This is a genomic window from Eggerthella guodeyinii (assembly GCF_009834925.2).
Lineage (GTDB): Bacteria > Actinomycetota > Coriobacteriia > Coriobacteriales > Eggerthellaceae > Eggerthella > Eggerthella guodeyinii.
The window spans coordinates 2,363,937-2,384,435 of the sequence record NZ_CP063310.1 but is presented as its reverse complement, the minus strand read 5'-3'; the positions used below and the strand labels follow the sequence as shown (position 1 = coordinate 2,384,435).

Genomic DNA, 20,499 nt, shown 5'->3' with positions numbered 1-20,499 from the left:
TGCGAGGTGCCCGCAGCCCAGGTTGCGGGCACCTCGCTCCCTACGCGAACACCGTGCGGATCAGCAGCAGGTAGATCAGCGTGCCGCCGATCATCGACAGCGACATGTTCCTCTTCCACGCGTGCAGCCCCACCACCACCGCGGCCGCGATCAGCTCGGGCGCCATATGGTAGCCGCCCAGCGGGTCGCTCGTGCGGAAGCAGTACACGATGAGCAGCCCCCACATGGCGGCGGGCAGCACCGTTCCCAGGTACGTGACGGTCTTCGGCGTCTTCTCGGCGGTGGGGAAGGCCAGAAACGACGCCCAGCGCGTGATCTGCGTGGCCAGCGCGCCGGCCGCGATCATGACCAGCATCTCGACCGCGCTCATCGCGTCTCCTCCTCTTCCGCGTTCGCCCCCGCGCCTTCGAGCCGCGTGCGCAGCAACAGCAGCAGCGCCACGATGGACACGAGCGCCGGCACGAGGAACCCCTCGCTTCCGAACGCGACGAGGCACGCGAGCGCCACGCCCAGCCCGACGAGCGACGCCCGGTGGTCGTCCTCGGCCATCCAGCAATCCAGGAAGATGACGATGAACAGCGCCTTCATGATGAAGTCGATGCCGGTGAGGTCCACCGGGAGCCCCGAGGCCACGTACGATCCCACGGCGGCGAACCCGGCCCAGTACACGAGGTTGAGCCCGGTGATCCAGGCGTACGTCCAGAAGCGGTCGACGCCGTGCGGCACCTCGAGCGGCTGGCACAGCGCGAACGTCTCGTCGATAAGGCCGTAGCGCAGAAACGCGCGCAGGCGCCCCGCGCCGCGGTACTTCTCCAGCATGCTGATGCCGTAGAACAGGTGGCGCGCGTTGATCATGAGCACGACGAGGAACACCGCGAGCGGCGCGAACGACGCGGTGAGCATGTCGGCCACCACGAACTCGGCAGACCCGGCGAATATGGACACGGCCATGAGGGGCGCGGCCCAGGCGGGAAGCCCGATGGACGTGGCGTACACGCCGTAGGACAGCCCGCAGAACGCGAAGCCCGCCATGAGGGGCAGCGTCTGCTTGAAGGCGAAGGGGAAGGCGGCCGCCGCCCGCGCGCGGCGGGAGGCGGTGCGCGCCGCGTCGGCGGCGGGGGCGGGTGCGCCGTCGAAGGCGGCGCCGTCCGGGTTCTCGTCCATGATGCTCCTCGTCATGCTCGTTCGGTGGTGGCTATGCTATGCTAGCCGCGAAAACCATGCAATATCGAAATTGCATGCAATGCAATTGCGCCCGCGCACGGCAAAGGAGGCTCGCGTGCCGTTCAACTCGTTCGACGACTACCCCATGAGCTGGAGGCCCGATCGCGCGCAGCTGCGCAAGCCGTACTACGCGTGCCTCGCCGACATGCTGGAGGAGGCCGTCCGCACGGGCGAGCTGCCCGTGGGCGTGAGCCTGCCGCCGCAGCGCGAGCTGGCCGACTTCCTCGACCTCAACCCCTCCACCGTCATGCGCGCCTACGCGCTGGCGCGCGAGCGCGGGCTCGTGTACGGCGTCACCGGCAAGGGCACGTTCGTCGCGCCGCACGCCAAGGGCGACCTCACGCTCACGGCCGACGGCTTCGACGAGGGCTGCATCGAGCTGGGCATGGTCACGGGCTTCAACCAGTGCGACGGCATGGTGGCCGAGGCCGTGCGCGCGGTGGCGCAGCGGGGCTACCTGTCGAAGCTCATGGACTACTCCAACCCCTGCGGCTACCCGCACCACATCGAGGCGGGGCGGCGCTGGCTGTCCTGGAAGGGCGTGCGCAGCGAGCCCGCCTGCGTCATGGTGACGTCGGGCGTGCAGAACGGGCTCGTCGTCACGCTGTGCGCGCTGTTCCGCGCCGGGGACCGCATCGCGGTGGACGCCTACACCTTCCCGAACTTCATCGAGCTGGCGAAGCTCTTGGGCATCGAGCTGATCCCCGTAGCGGGCGACGCGGCCGGCATGCGCGCCGACGCGCTGGACGCGCTGTGCCGCTCGGTGGACGTGCGGGGCGTCTACCTGATGCCCACCTGCGCGAACCCCACCACCGTCCACATGCCCGCCGAGCGGCGCGAGGACATCGCCCGCGTGGCGGAGCGGCGCGACCTCGTGGTCATCGAGGACGACCTGGGCGGCACGGTGGAGGGCCTCGACGGCGAGCTGGGACGGCCCGTCACGCCGCGCTTCATCGACCTGCTGCCCGATCGCACCGTCCACATCGCCGAGACCACCAAGACCCTGGCCAACAGCCTGCGCATCGCGTTTCTGGCCTGCTCCGAGCGCTTCAAGGACCGCATCGCGCACGCCGTGTTCAACGTGAACGTCAAGACGTCCTCGCTCGACGCCGAGGTGGTGGCCGAGCTCATCCTCAGCGGGGGAGCGGCCGGCATCGTGGCCCGCAAGCGCCAGCTCATGGTGGAGATGAACGAGCTGTACGACCGCATCTTCCCCGAGGCGCCGGCCCCGTCGTTTCCCTACCCGCTGTTCCGCTGGATGCCCATCGACCTGGAAGGGTCGTCGGCCCAGATCGAGGAGCGGCTGCGCGCGGCGGGCGTGCGCGTCTACCACGGCGACCGGTTCCGCGTCTCGGGCGAGGCGCCGGGCTCGTTTTTGCGCGTGTCGCTGTCCACCTGGGACGCGCCCGCCCGCCTCGGGCACGGCCTGCGGGTGCTCAGGCGCGAGCTGGACGCGGCCGGCGAGGACTCCTGTGTTTGTGCTGCGCCGCGCTTGCCCTGACGGGCGCGTTTCGCTATACTTAGCAACTTGCGTACCGATATACCTTGAATGAAAGAAGAGAGACGAACCTTGAACCCGCTCCTCATCATCATGCTCATCCTGCTCGTCGTTTCGGGCTTGGGCCTCATCGTATTCATCCTGCTGCATTCCGGCAAGGGCACGGGCATCTCCGACATGATCGCCAGCTCGGTGTACTCCACCCAGACCGGCACGAGCATCGTCGAGAAGAACCTCGACCGCATCACCATCGCCTTCGCGATCGTCTTCATGCTGTCGCTCATCGTGCTCATGATCATCTACCCGCACGGCACGATCTCAAAATAGCGGAAATTGCCCCTTCACAACGCAGAGGGGTTCGGGTAGAATAACCTGCGTTGCGTTTCAGGCAACACGTCGGAGTGGTGGAACGGCAGACACGCTAGCTTGAGGTGCTAGTGCCCGTTTAAGGGTGTGCGGGTTCAAATCCCGCCTCCGACACCAGAGAGAAACGAGAGAGCCTTCGGGCTCTCTTTTCGTATATGGCCGCCTCCTCGCGCGCGGCCGCGACCGCCGTCGGCGAAAGGAGCGAGCGTGGCGAAGGCGCTTGCAACGAAGAACGCGGTATCGGAGCGCATGCGCTCGATACGGCGCGTGCTGTGGATCATCCTCGTGCTCAACCTGGCCGTGGCCGCCGCCAAGTACGCCTACGGCGCGATAAGCGGCTCGGCGTCCATGCAGGCCGACGGCATCCACTCGGTGTTCGACTCGGCCGGCAACGTGGTGGGCCTCGTCGGCATCGCGCTGGCGGCGCGGCCGGCCGACGACAGCCACCCCTACGGCCATGCGAAGTTCGAGACGTACGCGAGCCTCGTCATCGGCGTGCTGCTGCTTTTGGCGGCCTTCGAGGTGGGGTCGAGCGCGGTGGGCAAGCTGGCGTCGGGCGTGTACACGGCCGAGGTCACCCCGCTGTCGTTCGTGGTCATGGTGGGCACGCTGGCCGTCAACCTGGGCGTGACCACCTACGAGCGCCGGTGCGCGAAGCGGCTCAAGAGCGAGGTGCTGGCGGCGGACGCGAACCACACGCTGTCCGACGCGCTCGTGTCCATCGGCGTCATCATCGGCCTGGCGGCCGTCGCGCTCGGCTTCCCCATGGCCGACCCCATCATGGCCCTCGTGGTGACCGTGGCCATCCTGGCCACCGCCTACGACGTGTTCAAGCACGCGCTGGCCACCCTGTCCGACCACGCGCGCATCCCCGAGACGGACGTGCGCGCCGCGGCCATGGAGGTCCCGGGGGTGCAGGACGCCCACCACATCCGCACGCGCGGCACCGAGGGCGAGGTGTACGCCGACCTGCACGTGCTCGTGGCGCCCGAGATGACGGTGGGGGAGGCCCACGAACTGTCCGAGCGGGTGGAGCGGGCCGTGATGCGGCGGTTCCCCAACGTGATCGAGGTGCTCGTGCACATCGAGCCGAACGACGGCCACGAGGACTAGGGGGCGCGCATGACCGAGGCGGTGTTCTTCGACGTGGGCAGCACGCTCATCCGGCCGTGCCCTTCGGTGGCCGAGACGCTCGCGCGCGTGGCGGCCGAGCGCGGCCACGGGTGCACGGTGCGCGACATCGAGCCGCACATGCCGGCCATGGACGCGTACTACGAGGCCGAGTACCTGCGCGACGGCGATTTCTGGTGCTCGCACGAGGGCTCGACGGCCATCTGGCTCGACCAGTACCGCTACGTGTGCCATCTCGCCGGCATCGGCCACGATGCGGAGGGCGTGGCGCAGACCGTGCACGAGGCGTACCGGAGCGCGGGCTCCTGGGAGCTGTACGCCGACGTCGTGGAGTGCCTGAGAGCGCTCAAGGAGAGCGGGTACGCGTTGGGCGTGGTGTCGAACTGGGATGCGGGCTTGGAGGGGCTCCTGCGCGACCTGAGGCTGCTGCCGTACTTCGACACGGTGGTGTCCTCGGCGGTGGTGGGCTATCGCAAGCCGAACCCGGTGATCTTCGATCTCGCCTGCGAGCGGATGGGCGTGCGAGCCGCGGCGTGCGTGCACGTGGGCGACCGGCCCGACGCCGACGGCGACGGGGCCCGCGCGGCAGGCGTCCGGCCCGTGATCATCGACCGCCACGACGCCGAGGCCGGCTGCGGTTACGAGCGCATGGCGGCGCTCACCGATCTCTTGGAGTTGCTCTAAGCGGCATCACCCGGAGCGGGGCATGAAAAAAGCCCGTCGGCGAACCGACGGGCTTGTACGATCATGGAGCGGACGACGGGGTTCGAACCCGCGACCCCGACCTTGGCAAGGTCGTGCTCTACCAGCTGAGCCACGTCCGCATGGGTAACGCTCTTCAGTTCTCAAACCAACCGTCCCGCAAGGGAAGGATGGAGGCGACGCCCGGATTCGAACCGGGGGTGAAGGCTTTGCAGGCCTCTGCCTTACCACTTGGCCACGTCGCCATCTCGTCGATGTCGTCATGAAAAGGCCGGTCAAAACTGTTGCGTATGACCGGCCTTGTAGTGACGATGGAGCGGACGACGGGGTTCGAACCCGCGACCCCGACCTTGGCAAGGTCGTGCTCTACCAGCTGAGCCACGTCCGCATCGGCGAGGAAATATGATACTTGAAGTGATTCGACCGCGCAACCCCTGATTTCGGAAAAGTTCACGAAAATATTTCCGAAATTTGTCTTTGACGCTCAGCGATCTTCTGGTAGACTATCTGCTTGCTGACGCGGAAAACTTCCAACGCAGCGCACGTTCATGGGCGATTAGCTCAGGGGGAGAGCACTACCTTGACACGGTAGGGGTCACAAGTTCAAATCTTGTATCGCCCACCATGAATTCTGAAAGAGCCTTCGCAGTCGAAGGCTCTTTTTTGTTGTCCGGCAGCAGTCTCGTGGTACCAGGGCCGCGCCGGGCGGCGGGAGAGCGCGCGGGGCGGGGGCCGGCGCAGCGGCCCCCGTGCGCGCTAGTCCTCGTCCTCGAGCTTCTTGAACTCGTGGTGCCCGCAGTTGGGGCAGGCGGGCAGCGCCTCGGCGTCGCTCGTGATGCGCACGACGTAGCCGCAGTGCTCGCAACGGTAGCGGCCTGCGCCGGGCTTGTCGCCGGTTTGGTATTCCATGGTCGTCTCCTTCCGGTCGGGTGCCTTCGCGCCCCCAGCCTACCGCAGCCGCCCCCGCGTGCGGTGGCGGCGCCGTAACGGTTCCCCGTCCGCTCGCTTGCGCGGCCCGGCGCGCGAATTCGCGCCAATTCACCCGGATAGGGTATGGTGCGCCGCGCCCGCAACCGGGAAGATGAGGGGCGAAACGAAAGCGGTCGAGCGCCCGGATGCGGGCGGAAAGCGAGGAGCCATGGACGTCGGTTCGCGCGATGCGGTCATCTCCATCAACATCCCCTTCGTCAGCGACGAGCGGCCCTTCCAGACGGGCCACTGCCTCGTGGGCGACCGGGAGGCGCGCATGCGCTACCTCGACGCGCTCGCGGCCGAGGCGCGCGCGGTGGCGCCCGAGGCGGCGGGCTGCACGGTGCGTGCGGTGAAGGTGGTCGGGCCGAGCCCCTCCATCATGAGCCCCGACGCCCTGGGCGCGCTGCTGCGCGAGGTGCGGCAGCTGTTCGACGTGGCCGACGGCTGCGAGGTGGGCATCGAGGCCGCGCCCCACACCGTGGGCGTGCCCTCGCTCACGGGCTGGGGCCAGGGCAAGGTGAACCGCGTCGTCCTGCGGGCCGACAGCGTGCAGCCCGAGGAGCTCGCGGCCCTCCAACGCCCCTTCGACAGCGTGCAGGTGCAGAACGCGCTGCTGTTCCTCGAGCGCTTCCACCTGGGCAACGTCGACGTGGCGCTGCGCTACGGCATCCCGGGCCAGACGGAGGCGTCGCTCATGCGCACCCTCCGCTCGGTCGCGGGCATCGAGCCGGCGCACCTCACGCTCGAGCCGCTGCTGGCGGCGGAGGAGGGCGTCGCCGACGAGGAGGCCCAGCGGCGCCTCTACGAAGCGGCGTGCGAGCGCCTGTCCTCGTACGGCTTCGAGCAGTACGCCGTGGGCCGCTTCGCCCGGGACGCGGCGCATCGCGAGGCGTTCGCTACGGCGCTCGGGCGCGGCGCCCAGCTCGTCGGCCTCGGCATCGACGCCCGCAGCGTCTACGGCTCCGTCGCCTACGTCAACACGTCCGACTACGCCGCGTACGTCGCGCACAGCGCCGATGCGCGCGAGACGGTGGCCGAGGCGGCCGCCCTCGACGCTGCGGCCCGCGCCCGCCTGTTCGTGCGCACGCGCCTGGCCTGCGGCGGCGGTTTCACCGCCGACGAGCTCGCCGCGGCGTGCGGGCCGCTCGACGCGGCGCTCGCCCGCGAGCTCGACGAGCTGGAGCAGGCGGGCCTCCTCGAGCGCGCCGGGGGCGCGTCGCGCCTCACGCGGCGCGGCATGTTCGCCTGGGCGCGCTGAGCGCTACAGCCGCGCGGGGGCGTCGGCCGCCTCGCGCCCCTTCTCCTGCACGAGGTCGATGAGCTCCTGCTGGGTGTGCACGCCCAGCTTGCTGTACACGTTCGAGATGTACGTCTTGATGGTGTTCTCGGACAGCACCAGCTTCTCGGCGATCACCTTGCGGCTGCGGCCCTGGGCCAGGTAGGGGAGGATCTCGGTCTCGCGCGCAGTCAGCAGGTTCTCCAGCGCGAGGGTGGCGCACGCCGTGTCGATGTCGGTCTCGGCGGCGTGCTCGGCCGGGCGCACCATGCCCCAGCTCTCGTAGGGCGACGCGCTCGTGGACATGAACAGGCACGCCAGCAGCAGCGACGTGGACATGAGCACCGACGCCTCGTGGTCGAGCCCGTACAGGAACGTGTCGATGGAGATGAGTCCCACCCCCTGGCCGAGCGCCATCATGCACCCCATGAGCGCGAACAGCCACCGCACCATGCCGCGCGACTGCGTGGCCAGGTACACGCACAGCACCCAAAGCACCACCTGCGTCATGTAGTAGCCGGCCACGCACAGGATGAACCCGACGAACGCATTGCCGTTGAGCGCCACGAGCGTGAACCCGAGGGCCAGAAGCGGGATGCCCGTGTGGTAGATGAGGCGGTTGAAGTCGAACCGGCCCCGGAACACCACGACGGCCGCCGCGCCCGCCGCCAGCAAGAAGCCGATGGACGACAGCGGGTTGAGCGCGCTGTGCCCCTCGCCGGCGGTGATCTGCGTGAAGATGCCCTGCAGCATGCCTAGGGCGAGCCCCGCCAGCAGCAGCGTCAGCACGAACTTCACGGGGATGCGCGCCCGCTCCACCTTCCGCGACTCCTTGAGGCCGTAGTGGCGGCGCAGCCGGTCGAGCACGGGCGGCGCGAGCACGAGGAACGCCACCATGAGCCCCTCGCGGGCGTTGCCGCCGATCCAGTACAGCGACATCTGCACGGGCACGCAGATGACGAGCGCGGCGATGGCTGCGGTGGAGATGAAGCGCAGGCGCGTGGCTCCCATCGACCCGAACAGCTCGCCGATCTCGGCGTACAGAAACGCGCTGGCCGCGCCCATGGCGACCGACTGCACGGCGAAGGGCGCGCCCGCGAGCTCGCCGTCGAAGCTGCCGTCGGCGAGGTCGGACGCCAGGATGACGGCTCCCAGCGCGAAGGCGAGCGCGTAGCGCCGCGCCCGCCGCTGCGAGCGTGTGCCGCCATCGCCCAGGTAGCGCATGAGGAACAGGGCGAACCCCGTGACCGCGAAGGCCAGCAGCAGCGCGAAGCGCGACGGCAGCGCGACGGGCCCGAGCTCGATGACGAGGCTCGTCGGGCTCTGGTAGATGATCCAGTTCCACGACCAGAACAGCCCCAACACGATGCAGAACACGATATCGAGCGCCGAAGCGCGCCGCTTCGCCATGATGAACCACCGTCTCCCTCGCAGCCCCGAACGGGCCGCCGAACCCCTCTTGCCGACATCGATCCCATGGTACGCAACCGCGGTTGCCCGCACAAGCGAAACGTTGACGCCGACGCTCCCTTTTCCCTTCCATGGTCGCATGAAATCGCAGATCACCGTTCACCCGAGACGGGTGAATTGCGGGCGATTTCCGGGTTTGGGCCCCCGTCGGGTGAGTACAAGCGCCCGCGCAGCGGCGATGATGCGGTGCAGCGGGCCGAGCGGCCCGGCATCATGCACGAACGGGAAAGGGGAAAGACATGGGAGAAGATCTGACGCGCCGCGATTTCCTGATGGGCGCCGCCGCGATGGGAAGCATCGCCGCGCTCGGCTTGGCGGGGTGCGCGCCCCAGACGACGAACGCGGGCGCCGCCGACAAGACCGAGACGGCCAAGGCGGACGCGGGCGGCGAAGGCGGCGGGGAGGGCGGCGGCCCGGGCGGCGGATCGTCCGAGCCCACGGCGTTCTCGGGCCTCACCGACGACGGCCGCGTGCGCGGCTACTGCGGCCCCGGCGACTGGCTGGGCGCGCCGCCGACGGTCGACGACGCCGACATCGTGGACGAGAAGACGTTCGACGTGGTGGTGTTCGGCGGCGGCCACGCGGGCCTCATGGCCGCGTGCGGCGCGGTCGACGAGGGCGCCACGGTGGCGGTCATCGAGATGCAGCCGTGGTCGAGCTACGTGGACGAGGAGAACACGAGCGGCACGAACCTGGCGGGCTGGTACGGCGAGGACATCGGGCACGTGAACTCGCAGTTCCTCATCGAGCGCGGGTTCGGCCCCTACAACACCGGCGAGATCACGGCCGAGTTCTGCAAGCGCGCGGGCGGGCGCGTGAACCCGGGCCTGCTGCGCAACTACGTGCAGAGCTCCGGCCCCATGTTCGACCGCTACAAGGAGATCTACGACGGCTACGAGGCCGAGCGCAAGGCCAACGACAGCGCCGTGTTCATGAAGGACACCCAGGTGGTCATCCCCGGCGTGGACGTGCCCGACGAGGGCACCTTCGACATGTCGAACATGTTCGAGTACCCGCTGTGCAACACGCAGGCGGCCTGGAGCGGCGCGAACGTGGAGTACCCCATCGAGTGCGGCGGCTACAAGACCTGGCCGTGCAACGCGCAGTTCTACGGCTACCAGGGCAACAACATCGAGTTCGTGCACAAGTACATCGTCAAGCACACGCAGGAGAACGGCGCGGAGTGGTTCTTCCAGCACACGGGCACCGTGCTCGTGCAGAACGACGCGGGCGACGTGACCGGCCTCATCGCCGAGGGCCCCGACGGCTACGTGAAGTTCAACGCGAACAAGGGCGTGGTGCTGGCCGCGGGCGACTTCATCGGCGATCCCGCCATGTGCTGGGCGCTGCTCAACGAGGGCATGGAATGGGGCGAGCGCAGCGGCGCGACGAAGGACGACTGGACGCAGACCGGCTTCCGCACCGGCGCGGCCCACAAGATGGGCTGCTGGGCGGGCGGCATGATCGAGCCCAGCCCGCGCGGCTGGATGGGCCTCGGCGGCGCCGCGAGCGGCCCGTGGGGCACCGCGCCCCTGCTCATGCTCAACTCCGAGGGCAAGCGCTTCTGCAACGAGGGCGCCATCCCGCAGCTCTCGGCGGTGTCGCTGCGCCAGCCGCACGGCCTGTGCACCTGGGTGTCGGACGCGAACTGGAAGGATATCGTGGGCAAGGCCCCGCTCGACCACGGCGCGCCGAACTTCGGCATGGACGACTACATGGACGCGCTCGAGGCCGACATGGCGAAGGTGCCCGTGGGCGACGCCGAAGGCTACGAGGTGGTGGGCGCGAACCTGGCCGAGCGCAAGATGATGAAGGGCACGGTGTTCGCCGCGAACACGCTGGAGGAGCTGGCGACCATCCTGGGCTACGAGGGCGACGCGGCGACGGAGTTCGTCAAGAGCATCGAGCATTACAACGAGCTGTGCCGCAGCGCCGACGGCGACACCGACTTCGGCAAGGACGCCGCCTACCTGGCGCCCATCGAGACCCCGCCCTTCTACGGCGGCAAGGGCCAGCTGTCCCACAGCTCCACGCCCATGATGGTGACGATGTCGGGCCTCGTGTCCGACGAGTCGCAGAACGTGCTGAAGACCGACTGGACGCCCATCAAGGGCCTGTACGCGGCCGGCAACTGCCTGGGCGGCCGCTACGGCTTCGGCTACAGCACGCCGTTCGCGGGCAACTCCGTGGGCATGGCGATGACGCACGGCTGGCTGGCCGGCAAGACGGTGGCGAACCTGTAGGCGCCGCCGCGCGACGCGGATCCCGAGGAACCCCCTCCCTCCCGTTCCTCTCTCCGAGAAAGGGCCGTTTACGGCCCTTTCTTCATGTTCCGGCCCGTACGGGGCCGTCTTCGGCAGGGCGCATCGCCCGAGGAGGCGTCGGCGCGCCCCGCCCGCCGCCCGCCGGCGGGGCGGCGCGTACGAGGCGCTTTGCGCTGCGAATTCGGGCGCCGGGCGCTTCCTGATCGAAAAAATCAAGATTACCCCGGGGTAAGAAACGCCGATGCCGATTGTTTGCGGGGGGGGGGGCTCTATCATTACCCTTGACGGTACTACATCAAGCGCAAATCGCATAGGCAAGACGGAATCCTCCGAGAGGGGGCTTGGCTTGTCGGTGCCTGCGCCGGGGTAAAGGATCGAGCTGGAACCGACACGGCGACATAGCATGCTCAGAACCGCGAGGAGGGCCGCTGCAACGGCGCTCCTCGCGGCGCTCGCTGCCTGCTGCCTGGCGCTGGCCTGCCCGGCGGCGCCGGCGCGCGCCGAGGGCGGGGGCGCGTCGGTCGAGCTGTACGAGGGCGCCCCCTCGGCGAACGAGCGGTTCTCGGTGGCGGGGATGCTTCCCGGCGACGCGGAGTCGCGCGACTTCGCCGTGAAGGTGGCGCACGCGGAACCCCTCGACGTCCGTTTCGCCGTCGAGGTCGTTTCGGACGAGCGGGGCTTGGCGGACGTCCTGAACGTGCGCCTGGAGGACGCTGCGGGCGCGGTCGTGTACGACGGGCCGGCGAGCGCGCTGTCGCGGGAGCCCGCCGCGCTCCGGGTGGACGACGGCGCGGGGGAGACCGTCCTCGCCTGCCGGGTCACCGTGTCGTTGAGCGCGTCGGCGGGCAACGAGTTCCAGGGGGCGCACGCGCAGGTCGACCTGCATTGGTCGGTGGACGCGTCCGACGAGGGGAAACTGGCACCTCTGGCGAAGACGGGCGATGCGCTCGGGGCCGCGCTCGGGGCGCTCGCGCTGCTGTGCGTCGCCGCGGCGGCGGCCCTCGCCGCGAGGAGGCTGCGGGGCCGGCGCAGGCAGGCGCTCCGCCTGGTAGCGGCCGCCGCGCTGGCTTCGCTGGTCGTCGCGCTCGCCTGGGCGCTGCTCTCGCCGCGCGCCAGCGTGCGCGGGAACGTCTTCGACACGGGCACCGTCTCCATCGACCTGAACGGCGGCGCGCCGGCGTTCTCCGAGCGATCGGCGCGGCTGGAGCCGGGCCGGGCCGTCACGGAGGAGCTCGTCGTCGCCAACACGGGGACGGCCGCCGCCCGCTACTGCCTGTACCTCGAAAACCTCCAAGGCGACGCGGCCGATGCGGTGGAGTTCACCGTGCTCCTCGGCGATGCGGTGCTGTTCTCGGGCGACGCGGCGCAGCTGGAGCGCCGCGGCTCCTGCGCGTCCCCGACGATCCTCGAACCCGGCCAGGCCGAGACGCTCGCCGTCTCGGTGCGCCTGCGGGAGGGGGCCGGCGACGACCGCCAGGGCGGCGGCGTCGGGTTCGACCTCTGCGCCGACGCGGTGCAGGTCGCGAACGTCGGGGGAGGGGGGTTCTGATGGCCTCGGCGAGCCCTTCGACGGCCGCCGCGCCGCGCGGCCTTCGCCTCGCGCTCGCGGCGAGCGCCCTGTTGCTGGCGGCGTCGGCGCTGGTCGCGACCGGGACGACGCGCGCCTGGCTCGCCGACGCCGTGGTGAACGAGGGCAACGTCGTCAGGTACGTCGAGCCGGCGGTCGCGCCGCTTGAGGAGGCTCCCGAGCCGGCGGAGGGGGCCGGCGGGCCCGACGCCCCCGCCGACGATCCCGCCGACGCCGCCCCGCTCCCTGCGGACGATGCGGCGCAAGGCGAGGCGTCGGATGCGGGGAAATCGCCTCCCGCCCCTGTGGGGCAGGGCGCCGATCCCGTCCCGGAGGACGTCGAGGGAGAGGGGTGAGGCGCTCATACGCGATTGCGCATTGAGGGCGGGCGACGCCCTTCATCCGAAACGAAGCGACAAGGAAGAGAGTCACATGGAAACGACCAACAACAGAAAGCTCATCGCCAGCGCGGCGCTCATCGTGGCGTCGGCGGCGCTGCTGCTGGGCCTCACGTTCGCCTGGTTCACCGACACCGCGGCGAACAGGGGCAACAAGATCCAGGCCGGCACGCTGCAGGTGGCGCTGCTGGAGAACGGGACGGACATCGGCGGGTCGTCCGATCCCGTGTTCGACCACAACCTGTGGGAGCCCGGCTATTCGACCGGCACCGCTTTGGCCGTGAGGAACGACGGCACGCTCGCCGTGAAATACAAGCTGGGCTTCCAGTTCGGCGACATGGGCCAGAGCAAGGGCATCGAGCGCGTCATCGACGTGTACGTGCTCGACCACGACGGCGCCGTGACCGACGCCGACGTGCCCGCGGGCACCCTGGCCGAGTTCGCGGACGGCTCGAAGGCGCTGGCCGAGGGAGACCTAGCCCCGGGCGCCACGAGCGACGCCGTGAACGTCGTGCTCAAGATGAGCGCCGGAGCGGGCAACGAGTACCAGGGCGCCATCGCGAACTTCGACATCCTGTTGACGGCCACGCAAGCCCCCTCCGAAGCCGACGGCTTCGGCAACAGCGACTACGACAAGGATGCCGTCGTGGACTTCGCGCCGGTCTCCGACGGCGAGGGGCTGAAGAAAGCGCTGGAGAGCGGCAAAAGCGTCTCTTTGGAGCAGGACGTCGTTCTGGGCGAAGTGCTGAAGCTCGAAGGCGACGTGGTGATACAGGGCAACGGCAACGCGCTCGTCGTTCCCGACGGGGCGGACCGGGTCATCGACGTCTCGAACGCAAGCGAACCCGTCAACATCACGCTTTCGGGGGTTGACGTCAAGGGGCCGGATTCCGGTTCCTACACGCGCGGCATGTCGTTCTACGGCAATGCCGAGGTCCGCTTGACGATGGACGACTGCTCGGTCTCCGCAAGCTCGTACGCGCTCAACGTGGCGAGCGAGAACAAGAACGTCGACCTGACCGTGAAGAACACGGTCCTCGACGGGTGGTGCGCGTTCCAGACATGGTCGCCGAATACGCGCGCAACGTTCGAGAACTGCACGCTCATCGGGACGAACGACAAATCCGAAGGGCCTTCGAACGGCTTTTCCACGGTCGTCATCAACGAGGATGCCGGCGGCAGCGCGATCGAGTTCCTGAATTGCCGCATCGAGGCGGTCGAGACCAACTCGAACGCGCAGACGCTGTTGAGCATCCGAAGCAACGACAACACCGTCACCTGCACGGGCTGCACGTTCGTGTACAACGGCGAAACGGTCGGCAGCGAGGACGCCCCGATACACCGGTACGACAATCTGTCGGGGAACAAGCTGATCATCGACGGCGTCGACGTCCTGGCGTAGGCTCGCTCGGGAGAAACGGGGAAGAGTATCTATGGAAACGACCAACAACAGAAAGCTCATCGCCAGCGCGGCGCTCATCGTGGCGTCGGTGGCGCTGCTGCTGGGCCTCACGTTCGCCTGGTTCACCGACACCGCGGCGAACAGGGGCAACAAGATCCAGGCCGGCACGCTGGAAATCGAGCTGAACGACGGCAGCGCCGCGCCGCTTATCAGCGGCGACGGCGTGCTGTGGGAGCCGGGCTCGTCGCAGAAGGCCGCGGTGACGGTGAGGAACGTCGGCAGCCTGTGGCTCAAGTACCGTTTCTCGGTTTCCGACCTCTCGGTTGCGGAAGCGGGCAATGGCGGCGACATCGCCGATGTCCTCGACGTGTACAAGGTCGACAAGGCGGCTGAAAGCGTCACGGCCGACGACCTGACCGCCGACAACAAGATCGGCACCCTGGCCGGCCTTGCCGCCGATGAGGAGGGGACGGGCGACGCCGTCCTCGCGCCTGCGGGGAATGCGAGCGATCCCGCGTACGCCGATGCTGACGCATTCACCCTCGTGGTGAAGATGCGCGAGGAGGCGGGCAACGCCTACCAGAACGCGGGCATCGACTTCACGATCAACGTGGTCGCCGCTCAATTCGCCCACGAGACGGACGGTTTCGGCAACAATGACTACGACGCTGCGGCGACGTACCCCGCGCTGGTGTCGTCGGAAGCGGAGCTCAGGGTAGCTGCAGCGAAGGGCGGCGTCGTGGAGTTGGCCGCCGACGTGGCGTTGACGGAATCGGTGACGTTCGTCGAGGACGCCGCGCTCGACCTGCAGGGCAGGACCTTGACCGTCGCGGGCGGCTCGCAGCCGATCAACGTCGCGTCGGGCAAGACGCTCGTCATCGAGGGCGACGGCCATATCGCAGGCGGCGTCTACGCGAACAGCAACGGCAACGTCGTGATCAACGCCGGGACCGGGTTCTCCCTGGCGTCGAGCGTAGACGCCGGCTGGGCCGTATGCGGAAATGCGAACGCGAACCTCACGGTGAACGGGGGGACGTACACCGCCACCGAAAAGGGCGCAGCGGTCATCCAGCGCACGGGGACGGGCGGCACGCTGAGCGTCTCCGATGCGACGGTGAACGTCGGGGTTTCGTCCGTGATGCAAAGCTGCGGCATCAGCTCGGGCGCGAGCGAAACCGTTCTGCGCAACGTGACGGTGAACGCGGGCCACAGCACAGCCGTGAAGCTCACGAGCGATTACAGCTCCGACACGATACGGGGAGGCTCGTTCGTCACCGACAAGACCGCCGAAGGCCTTGCGGCCAACCCCACCATCCGCTACAGCGGCAAGCTCGATATCTCCGACGCCTCCATCACGCGGGTGGGCACGGGCATCGGGTACTACAAAACATATCCGCCGGCCACCGAGGTCAAGGATCTGACGATCTCGAACGTGAGCTTCGACGCGGCCCCCGGCGCGGCAGGCGTCGACGTCGGCGTGCAGTGAGCGCGGGCCGTCGTTGAGGGGGCCGCATCCGCCGACCGGGGGCGGTTCGGCGAACAGCAAGCTAATCGAGCAGGGGGCGCGCCGCCGGCCCCCGCTCTCCATCGTCTGAGGAGATCCGTGTCTGCACGCAAAACCTTCACCATGCTGTCAAACATCGTCGCCAGCGTCGTCTTCGCGCTCGCGCTGTGCTTCACGGCGGTCGTCGTGGCGACGACGCTCGCGTCGGGACGGGGAGAGGCCAGCCTGCTGGGGTGGAAGCCCTACGTCGTGCTGTCCGATTCCATGCGGCCCGAGTTCCAGGTGGGCGACATTGCGGTGTCGCATGCGGTCGATCCCGCCACGCTGGGGCCGGGCGATATCGTGACGTTCGAATCCGTCGACCCCGACAGCTACGGCGAGGTGTTCACGCACAAGATCCGCGAGATCACGGAGTACGAGGGCGAGCGGGCGTTCGTCACCTACGGCACCACCACCGGCGACGACGACGCGTATCCCGCGCCGTTCAGCCGGGTGGTGGGGCAGTACGCGTTCCGCATCCCTCAGGCGGGCTACGTGTTCCAGTTCTTCAAGTCGCCGCTGGGCTACGTGGTGCTCGTGCTGGCGCCGTTCTCCGTCCTCATCGGGCTGCAGGTGAAGCGGTTCGCCGGCTTGCTCGCCCAGCGCAGGAGGGAGAGCGCCCGCGCGCTGGCCCAGGAGCAGGCGCGGTCGCGCGCGCTGGAGGCCGAGCTCGCCGTGCTGCGCGGGCGCCACGTCGCTCCGCCCGCCGCGCCCCGCCCGCCGCTGCCGCCCGACGGCGCGGACGCGCGCCGCATGCGGGGAGGGGGTTTCCGATGAGGGTCGAAGCGGCCGACCCCCGGGAGCACCTGTCGCCCGCGCAGATGTGCGTGATGGGCATGATCGCCGCGCATTCCGCGGAGGGCGGCGGCGCGATCCTGTCGAAGCGCCAGATGAGCATGCTGTCCGGTTACAGCGACGACGCGATCAAGCTGGCCGTTCGGGAGCTGAAGCGCAAGGGCTACCTGACGGTGGAGTCGCGCTTCGCCGAAGATGGCTCGCGCCTTTCGAACCGCTATCGCATCGTGGTGCCCGGTTAGCCCTCGCGCCCTCGCGGCGTCGCGCCCCGCCCGCCGTTCGCCGGCGGGGCGTTGCGGGGGCGGGCGAAGTCCGGTATCCTAGCCGTCGTGAGAGTACGCAAGCGCGTACGAAGGGGCGCACCACCTCGGGTGCGATCTGCTTCGTGCGCGCTTTTTTCATGCTCGGAGGGCGGTTATGCGCCGGCGGGCGGAGAGGAGGGACGGTGGCGAAGGTGAACGGGGTCGAGCGGCCCGACGCGGACGGCGGGACGCTCGCCGAGCTGCTGGCGCTCGACGGCGTGGACGCCGCGCGCGTGGCATGCGAGCTGAACGGCCTGATCGTGCCGCGCGACGCGTACGCGGCCACGGTGCTGCGGGCGGACGACGCGCTCGAGGTGGTCCGCTTCGTGGGAGGCGGCTGATGGATGCGCTCGCCCGTCGCATCGGCGCGGACGCGCGCGCGAGGCTGGCGGCGGCGCGCGTGGGCGTGGCGGGGCTCGGCGGCCTGGGGTCGCACATCGCCGTCATGCTGGCGCGCTCGGGGGTGGGCGCGCTGCACCTCGTGGACTTCGACCGCGTGGACGAGGGCAACCTGAACCGCCAGCACTACTTCCGCGAGCACCTCGGCCGACCGAAGACCGAGGCGCTCGCCGAGCAGCTGCGGCGCATCGAGCCGGGCATCGAGCTGGCGCTCGACCGCGTGCGCGTGGACGCCGGCAACGCGGCGGCGCTGTTCGCGGGCGAGCGCATCGTGTGCGAGGCCTTCGACGACCCCGCGTGCAAGGCCGACCTCGTGAACGCGCTGCTGGCGGAAACGCCGGACACCGTGGTGGTCGCGGGCAGCGGCATGGCGGGCGCGGGCCCGGCCGACGCCGTGGTCACGCGCCGGGCGGGACGGCGGCTGTACGTGTGCGGCGACGGCGCGACCGACGTGGCGGACGCCGCGCTGTTCGCGCCGCGGGTCGCCCTGTGCGCGGCGCAGCAGGCGCTCGTCGCGGTGCGCCTCGTGCTGGGGCTCGAAGAAACGTGACGACATACGCGAAACGGGCCGCGGAGGCGGCCGGGAAGGGATAGCCATGGCATACGAACCGGACACCTGGTCGCTCGGCGGCCGCACGTTCACCTCGCGCTTCATCCTGGGGTCGGGGAAGTTCAACCTCGACCTCGTGGAGGCGGCGGTGCGCGACGCGGGCGCGCAGATCGTCACGCTGGCCGTGCGCCGCGCGAACACGGGGCAGGACGAGAGCATCCTCGACGCCATCCCCGAAAGCGTGACGCTGCTGCCGAACACGTCGGGGGCGCGCACGGCCGAGGAGGCGGTGCGCATCGCGCGGCTGGCCCGGGCGATGGGCTGCGGCGACTTCGTGAAGGTGGAGGTCATCCGCGATGCGGCCTACCTCATGCCCGACAACGCCGAAACCGTGCGGGCCACGGCGCTGCTGGCCGAGGAGGGCTTCGTCGTGCTGCCCTACATGTTCCCCGACCTCGTCTGCGCGCGCGACCTCGTGCGGGCGGGCGCGGCGGCCGTCATGCCGCTGGCGGCGCCCATCGGCTCGAACAAGGGCCTGGCGGCGCGCGACTTCATCAAGATCATCGTCGAGGAGGTGGACGTGCCCGTCATCGTGGACGCGGGCATCGGCCGGCCGTCGCAGGCGTGCGAGGCCATGGAGCTGGGCGCGGCCGCGGTCATGGCGAACACCGCGGTGGCCACGGCGGGCGACGTGCCCCTCATGGCGGCCGCGTTCAAACGCGCCGTGGAGGCGGGCCGCGCGGGCTACCTCGCCGGCATGGGGCGCGTGCTCGACCGCGCCGAGGCCTCCTCGCCCCTTACCGGGTTCCTCGCGGACTAGGGGGCGCGCATGGACATCGCAAGCGCCCCGCGCTTCCCGCGCCTCGACGCCGTGGACCCGGCGGACGTGGCGCGCGACCGCGGCATCGATCCCTTGGCCTACCTTCCCGACATGGACGTTACCGACTCGCCCGTGCTCGGCGAGCTGCTCGACCGTGCGGCGGCGTTCGACTTCGACGCCGTGGGGCAGGCCGACGTGCGCGCCGCGCTCGCGGCCGAGCGCCTTACGCCCGAGGGCTTCGGCGCGCTGCTGTCGCCGGCCGCCGAGCCGATGCTGGAGGAGCTGGCCGCCGCCGCCCGCGCCGCGCGCCGGCGCTGGTTCGGCAGCACCGCGTACCTGTTCACGCCGCTGTACCTGGCGAACTACTGCGACAATCACTGCGTGTACTGCGGGTTCAACCGCGACAACGACATCTGCCGCGCGCGCCTCGACGCCCCCGGCATCGTCGCCGAGCTCGACGCGATCGCGGCGACCGGCCTCGAGGAGATCCTGCTGCTCACGGGCGAGGATCGCGCGCGCACCGACGTCGCCTACATCGGCGAGGCGTGCAAGCTGGCCGCCGAGCGCTTCCGCATGGTGGGCGTGGAGGTGTACCCGATGAACGAGGACGAGTACGCCTACCTGCACGCATGCGGCGTCGACTACGTCACGGTGTTCCAGGAGACGTACGACCCCGCCCTCTACGGCAAGCTCCACCTGGCGGGGCGCAAGCGCGTGTTCCCCTACCGCGCGAACGCCCAGGAGCGCGCGCTGAGGGGCGGCATGCGGGGCGCGGCGTTCGGCGCCCTGTTGGGCCTGGGCGACTTCCGGCGCGACGCGCTCGCCTGCGGCCTGCACGCGTGGCTGCTGCAGCGCGCCTACCCGCACGCCGAGCTGTCGCTGTCGTGCCCGCGCCTGCGCCCCATCGTCGGGAACGGATCGCTGGGGCCGCGCGACGTGGGCGAGCGCCAGCTTCTGCAGGTGATGTGCGCCTACCGCCTGCTGCTGCCGCAGGCGGGCATCACCATCTCGTCGCGCGAGCGCGCGGGCTTCCGCGACGAGGTCATGGGCATCGCCGCCACGAAGATATCGGCCGGGGTGTCCACGGGCGTCGGCGAGCACGCGGGCGAGGAGGAGGCGGGCGACGACCAGTTCGAGATCGCCGACGGCCGCGACGTGTCCCAGGTGCGCGCCGCCCTGCGCGCGGCCGGCCTCGAGCCGGTGATGAACGACTATGTGCGCCTGTGAGCCCGGCTTCCGGACCCCGTCGTTCGCGCGCATCTTCGTCACCGACCGCGTGAGCTGCGCGCGCCCGCTGCCGCAGCAGGTGGAGCTCCTCGCCGCGGCGGGCGCCGTCGACGCGGTCATCCTGCGCGAGAAGGACCTCGACGCCGATGCGTACGCGCGCCTCGCGGCCGAGGTGGCCGCCGCCTGCGCCCGCTGCGGCGTCGCGTTCGCCGCGCATACGCAGGTGGACGCGGCGCGCCGCATCGGGTGCGCGGCCGTGCACCTGCCGCTGCCGCTGCTGCGCGCGCAGGGGCGCCCGGACGGGTTCGCCTGGGTGGGCACGAACGTCCACGAGGCCGAGGAGGCGGACGAGGCCGAGGCGCTCGGGGCCGACGCGCTCGTCGCGAGCCCCGTGTTCGCCCCCTCGTGCAAGCCGGCGACGACGGCGCGGGGGCTGCCCTTCCTGCGCGCGACGGTGCGGCGCGCGCACGTGCCGGTGTTCGCGCTGGGCGGCATCACCGACGAGAACGAGCCTCTGATCAGGGAGGTCGGTGCGGCAGGCGCCTGCCGCATGGCGGATTACGCGCGTCGGTGAGGCGCGCGGCAAGGCGTCC

21 protein-coding genes and 5 tRNA genes are annotated in these 20,499 nt (G+C 70.0%); 19 read left to right on the top strand and 7 right to left on the bottom strand.

The features are described 5' to 3' along the window. Positions 1–40: 40 nt before the first annotated feature. Both GS424_RS10090 and GS424_RS10085 read right to left on the bottom strand, forming a co-directional pair. Positions 41–370, bottom strand: coding sequence for a branched-chain amino acid transporter permease (locus GS424_RS10090; protein ID WP_160942321.1), 330 nt, complete (start codon positions 368–370; stop codon positions 41–43). Continuing rightward, complete coding sequence (locus tag GS424_RS10085; protein WP_160942322.1) at positions 367–1,164, bottom strand: AzlC family ABC transporter permease; 798 nt, start codon at positions 1,162–1,164, stop codon at positions 367–369. The genes GS424_RS10090 and GS424_RS10085 overlap by 4 nt, the downstream gene beginning before the upstream one ends. Positions 1,165–1,279: 115 nt before the next feature. Between GS424_RS10085 and GS424_RS10080 the strand changes: the two genes are divergently transcribed. The 5 genes from GS424_RS10080 (at position 1,280) to GS424_RS10060 (ending at position 4,903) form a co-directional block, all read left to right on the top strand. Continuing rightward, positions 1,280–2,725, top strand: a complete 1,446-nt coding sequence (locus GS424_RS10080) for an aminotransferase-like domain-containing protein (protein ID WP_160942323.1) — start codon at positions 1,280–1,282, stop codon at positions 2,723–2,725. 69 nt (positions 2,726–2,794) lie between these two features. Continuing rightward, the gene (gene secG / locus GS424_RS10075) at positions 2,795–3,049 is read left to right on the top strand and encodes a preprotein translocase subunit SecG (protein ID WP_160942324.1); all 255 of its coding nucleotides are present in this window, start codon (positions 2,795–2,797) and stop codon (positions 3,047–3,049) included. A 68-nt stretch (positions 3,050–3,117) separates the two neighbouring features. Further along, positions 3,118–3,205: transfer RNA gene (locus tag GS424_RS10070), tRNA-Leu, on the top strand. 90 nt (positions 3,206–3,295) lie between these two features. After that, the gene (locus GS424_RS10065) at positions 3,296–4,201 is read left to right on the top strand and encodes a cation diffusion facilitator family transporter (RefSeq protein WP_160942325.1); all 906 of its coding nucleotides are present in this window, start codon (positions 3,296–3,298) and stop codon (positions 4,199–4,201) included. Positions 4,202–4,210: 9 nt separating this feature from the next. After that, positions 4,211–4,903 carry an HAD family hydrolase gene (locus tag GS424_RS10060; protein ID WP_160942326.1) on the top strand — a complete coding sequence of 231 codons (693 nt, stop codon included), beginning with the start codon at positions 4,211–4,213 and terminating at the stop codon, positions 4,901–4,903. 64 nt (positions 4,904–4,967) lie between these two features. On the opposite strand, the gene GS424_RS10055 is transcribed toward GS424_RS10060, so the two are convergent. The 3 genes from GS424_RS10055 to GS424_RS10045 form a co-directional block, all read right to left on the bottom strand. Then, positions 4,968–5,043: transfer RNA gene (locus GS424_RS10055), tRNA-Gly, on the bottom strand. A 49-nt stretch (positions 5,044–5,092) separates the two neighbouring features. Further along, positions 5,093–5,166, bottom strand: a tRNA-Cys gene (locus GS424_RS10050). Positions 5,167–5,233: 67 nt separating this feature from the next. Next, positions 5,234–5,309 (bottom strand) — tRNA-Gly (locus GS424_RS10045). Between the two features lie 162 nt (positions 5,310–5,471). Between GS424_RS10045 and GS424_RS10040 the strand changes: the two genes are divergently transcribed. Further along, a tRNA-Val gene (locus tag GS424_RS10040) sits at positions 5,472–5,546 on the top strand. Between the two features lie 131 nt (positions 5,547–5,677). Here the strand turns inward: GS424_RS10040 and GS424_RS10035 are convergent. Next, the gene (locus tag GS424_RS10035) at positions 5,678–5,830 is read right to left on the bottom strand and encodes an FmdB family zinc ribbon protein (RefSeq protein WP_154332139.1); all 153 of its coding nucleotides are present in this window, start codon (positions 5,828–5,830) and stop codon (positions 5,678–5,680) included. A gap of 229 nt (positions 5,831–6,059) precedes the next feature. On the opposite strand from GS424_RS10035, the gene GS424_RS10030 reads away from it, so the two are divergent. After that, positions 6,060–7,151, top strand: coding sequence for a hypothetical protein (locus GS424_RS10030; protein WP_160942327.1), 1,092 nt, complete (start codon positions 6,060–6,062; stop codon positions 7,149–7,151). Between the two features lie 3 nt (positions 7,152–7,154). Here the strand turns inward: GS424_RS10030 and GS424_RS10025 are convergent, their stop codons facing one another. After that, positions 7,155–8,579: a response regulator transcription factor gene (locus GS424_RS10025; RefSeq protein ID WP_160942328.1), complete on the bottom strand. Its 1,425-nt coding sequence runs from the start codon at positions 8,577–8,579 to the stop codon at positions 7,155–7,157. Positions 8,580–8,878: 299 nt separating this feature from the next. Between GS424_RS10025 and GS424_RS10020 the strand changes: the two genes are divergently transcribed. The 12 genes from GS424_RS10020 (at position 8,879) to GS424_RS09965 (ending at position 20,480) form a co-directional block, all read left to right on the top strand. Then, a complete protein-coding gene (locus GS424_RS10020; RefSeq protein ID WP_160942329.1) occupies positions 8,879–10,882 on the top strand; it encodes an FAD-binding protein in 2,004 nt (667 codons plus the stop codon). 424 nt (positions 10,883–11,306) lie between these two features. Then, on the top strand, positions 11,307–12,452 hold the full coding sequence (locus GS424_RS10015) for a hypothetical protein (RefSeq protein ID WP_160942330.1): 1,146 nt from the start codon (positions 11,307–11,309) through the stop codon (positions 12,450–12,452). Beyond that, entirely contained in the window at positions 12,452–12,826 is a 375-nt protein-coding gene (locus GS424_RS10010) for a hypothetical protein (RefSeq protein WP_160942331.1), read from the top strand. Before GS424_RS10015 ends, GS424_RS10010 begins: the two co-directional genes overlap by 1 nt. A 76-nt stretch (positions 12,827–12,902) precedes the next feature. Further along, positions 12,903–14,270: a M73 family metallopeptidase gene (locus GS424_RS10005; protein WP_160942332.1), complete on the top strand. Its 1,368-nt coding sequence runs from the start codon at positions 12,903–12,905 to the stop codon at positions 14,268–14,270. A 31-nt stretch (positions 14,271–14,301) separates the two neighbouring features. Beyond that, the gene (locus GS424_RS10000) at positions 14,302–15,756 is read left to right on the top strand and encodes a TasA family protein (RefSeq protein WP_160942333.1); all 1,455 of its coding nucleotides are present in this window, start codon (positions 14,302–14,304) and stop codon (positions 15,754–15,756) included. A 117-nt stretch (positions 15,757–15,873) separates the two neighbouring features. After that, positions 15,874–16,590, top strand: a complete 717-nt coding sequence (locus tag GS424_RS09995) for a signal peptidase I (protein ID WP_160942334.1) — start codon at positions 15,874–15,876, stop codon at positions 16,588–16,590. Beyond that, a complete protein-coding gene (locus GS424_RS09990; protein ID WP_160942335.1) occupies positions 16,587–16,850 on the top strand; it encodes a helix-turn-helix domain-containing protein in 264 nt (87 codons plus the stop codon). The genes GS424_RS09995 and GS424_RS09990 overlap by 4 nt, the downstream gene beginning before the upstream one ends. A 203-nt stretch (positions 16,851–17,053) precedes the next feature. Beyond that, a complete protein-coding gene (gene thiS / locus GS424_RS09985) occupies positions 17,054–17,251 on the top strand; it encodes a sulfur carrier protein ThiS (RefSeq protein WP_160942336.1) in 198 nt (65 codons plus the stop codon). Next, positions 17,251–17,859 carry a sulfur carrier protein ThiS adenylyltransferase ThiF gene (gene thiF / locus GS424_RS09980; protein WP_160942337.1) on the top strand — a complete coding sequence of 203 codons (609 nt, stop codon included), beginning with the start codon at positions 17,251–17,253 and terminating at the stop codon, positions 17,857–17,859. The genes thiS and thiF overlap by 1 nt, the downstream gene beginning before the upstream one ends. Before the next feature lie 46 nt (positions 17,860–17,905). Next, the gene (locus GS424_RS09975) at positions 17,906–18,679 is read left to right on the top strand and encodes a thiazole synthase (protein ID WP_160942338.1); all 774 of its coding nucleotides are present in this window, start codon (positions 17,906–17,908) and stop codon (positions 18,677–18,679) included. A 9-nt stretch (positions 18,680–18,688) separates the two neighbouring features. Then, positions 18,689–19,906: a 2-iminoacetate synthase ThiH gene (gene thiH / locus GS424_RS09970; RefSeq protein ID WP_160942339.1), complete on the top strand. Its 1,218-nt coding sequence runs from the start codon at positions 18,689–18,691 to the stop codon at positions 19,904–19,906. Beyond that, positions 19,893–20,480, top strand: a complete 588-nt coding sequence (locus GS424_RS09965) for a thiamine phosphate synthase (protein WP_160942340.1) — start codon at positions 19,893–19,895, stop codon at positions 20,478–20,480. Before thiH ends, GS424_RS09965 begins: the two co-directional genes overlap by 14 nt. The last annotated feature ends 19 nt before the right edge of the window (positions 20,481–20,499 follow it).

Coding starts and splice junctions, on each gene's coding strand:
- GS424_RS10090 (WP_160942321.1), bottom strand. CDS start 370: ATGAGCGCGGTCGAGATGCTGGTCATGATCGCGGCCGGCGCGCTGGCC.
- GS424_RS10085 (WP_160942322.1), bottom strand. CDS start 1,164: ATGGACGAGAACCCGGACGGCGCCGCCTTCGACGGCGCACCCGCCCCC.
- GS424_RS10060 (WP_160942326.1), top strand. CDS start 4,211: ATGACCGAGGCGGTGTTCTTCGACGTGGGCAGCACGCTCATCCGGCCG.
- GS424_RS10035 (WP_154332139.1), bottom strand. CDS start 5,830: ATGGAATACCAAACCGGCGACAAGCCCGGCGCAGGCCGCTACCGTTGC.
- GS424_RS10030 (WP_160942327.1), top strand. CDS start 6,060: ATGGACGTCGGTTCGCGCGATGCGGTCATCTCCATCAACATCCCCTTC.
- GS424_RS10025 (WP_160942328.1), bottom strand. CDS start 8,579: ATGGCGAAGCGGCGCGCTTCGGCGCTCGATATCGTGTTCTGCATCGTG.
- GS424_RS10020 (WP_160942329.1), top strand. CDS start 8,879: ATGGGAGAAGATCTGACGCGCCGCGATTTCCTGATGGGCGCCGCCGCG.
- GS424_RS10015 (WP_160942330.1), top strand. CDS start 11,307: ATGCTCAGAACCGCGAGGAGGGCCGCTGCAACGGCGCTCCTCGCGGCG.
- GS424_RS10010 (WP_160942331.1), top strand. CDS start 12,452: ATGGCCTCGGCGAGCCCTTCGACGGCCGCCGCGCCGCGCGGCCTTCGC.
- GS424_RS10005 (WP_160942332.1), top strand. CDS start 12,903: ATGGAAACGACCAACAACAGAAAGCTCATCGCCAGCGCGGCGCTCATC.
- GS424_RS10000 (WP_160942333.1), top strand. CDS start 14,302: ATGGAAACGACCAACAACAGAAAGCTCATCGCCAGCGCGGCGCTCATC.
- GS424_RS09990 (WP_160942335.1), top strand. CDS start 16,587: ATGAGGGTCGAAGCGGCCGACCCCCGGGAGCACCTGTCGCCCGCGCAG.
- thiF (WP_160942337.1), top strand. CDS start 17,251: ATGGATGCGCTCGCCCGTCGCATCGGCGCGGACGCGCGCGCGAGGCTG.
- GS424_RS09975 (WP_160942338.1), top strand. CDS start 17,906: ATGGCATACGAACCGGACACCTGGTCGCTCGGCGGCCGCACGTTCACC.
- thiH (WP_160942339.1), top strand. CDS start 18,689: ATGGACATCGCAAGCGCCCCGCGCTTCCCGCGCCTCGACGCCGTGGAC.
- GS424_RS09965 (WP_160942340.1), top strand. CDS start 19,893: ATGTGCGCCTGTGAGCCCGGCTTCCGGACCCCGTCGTTCGCGCGCATC.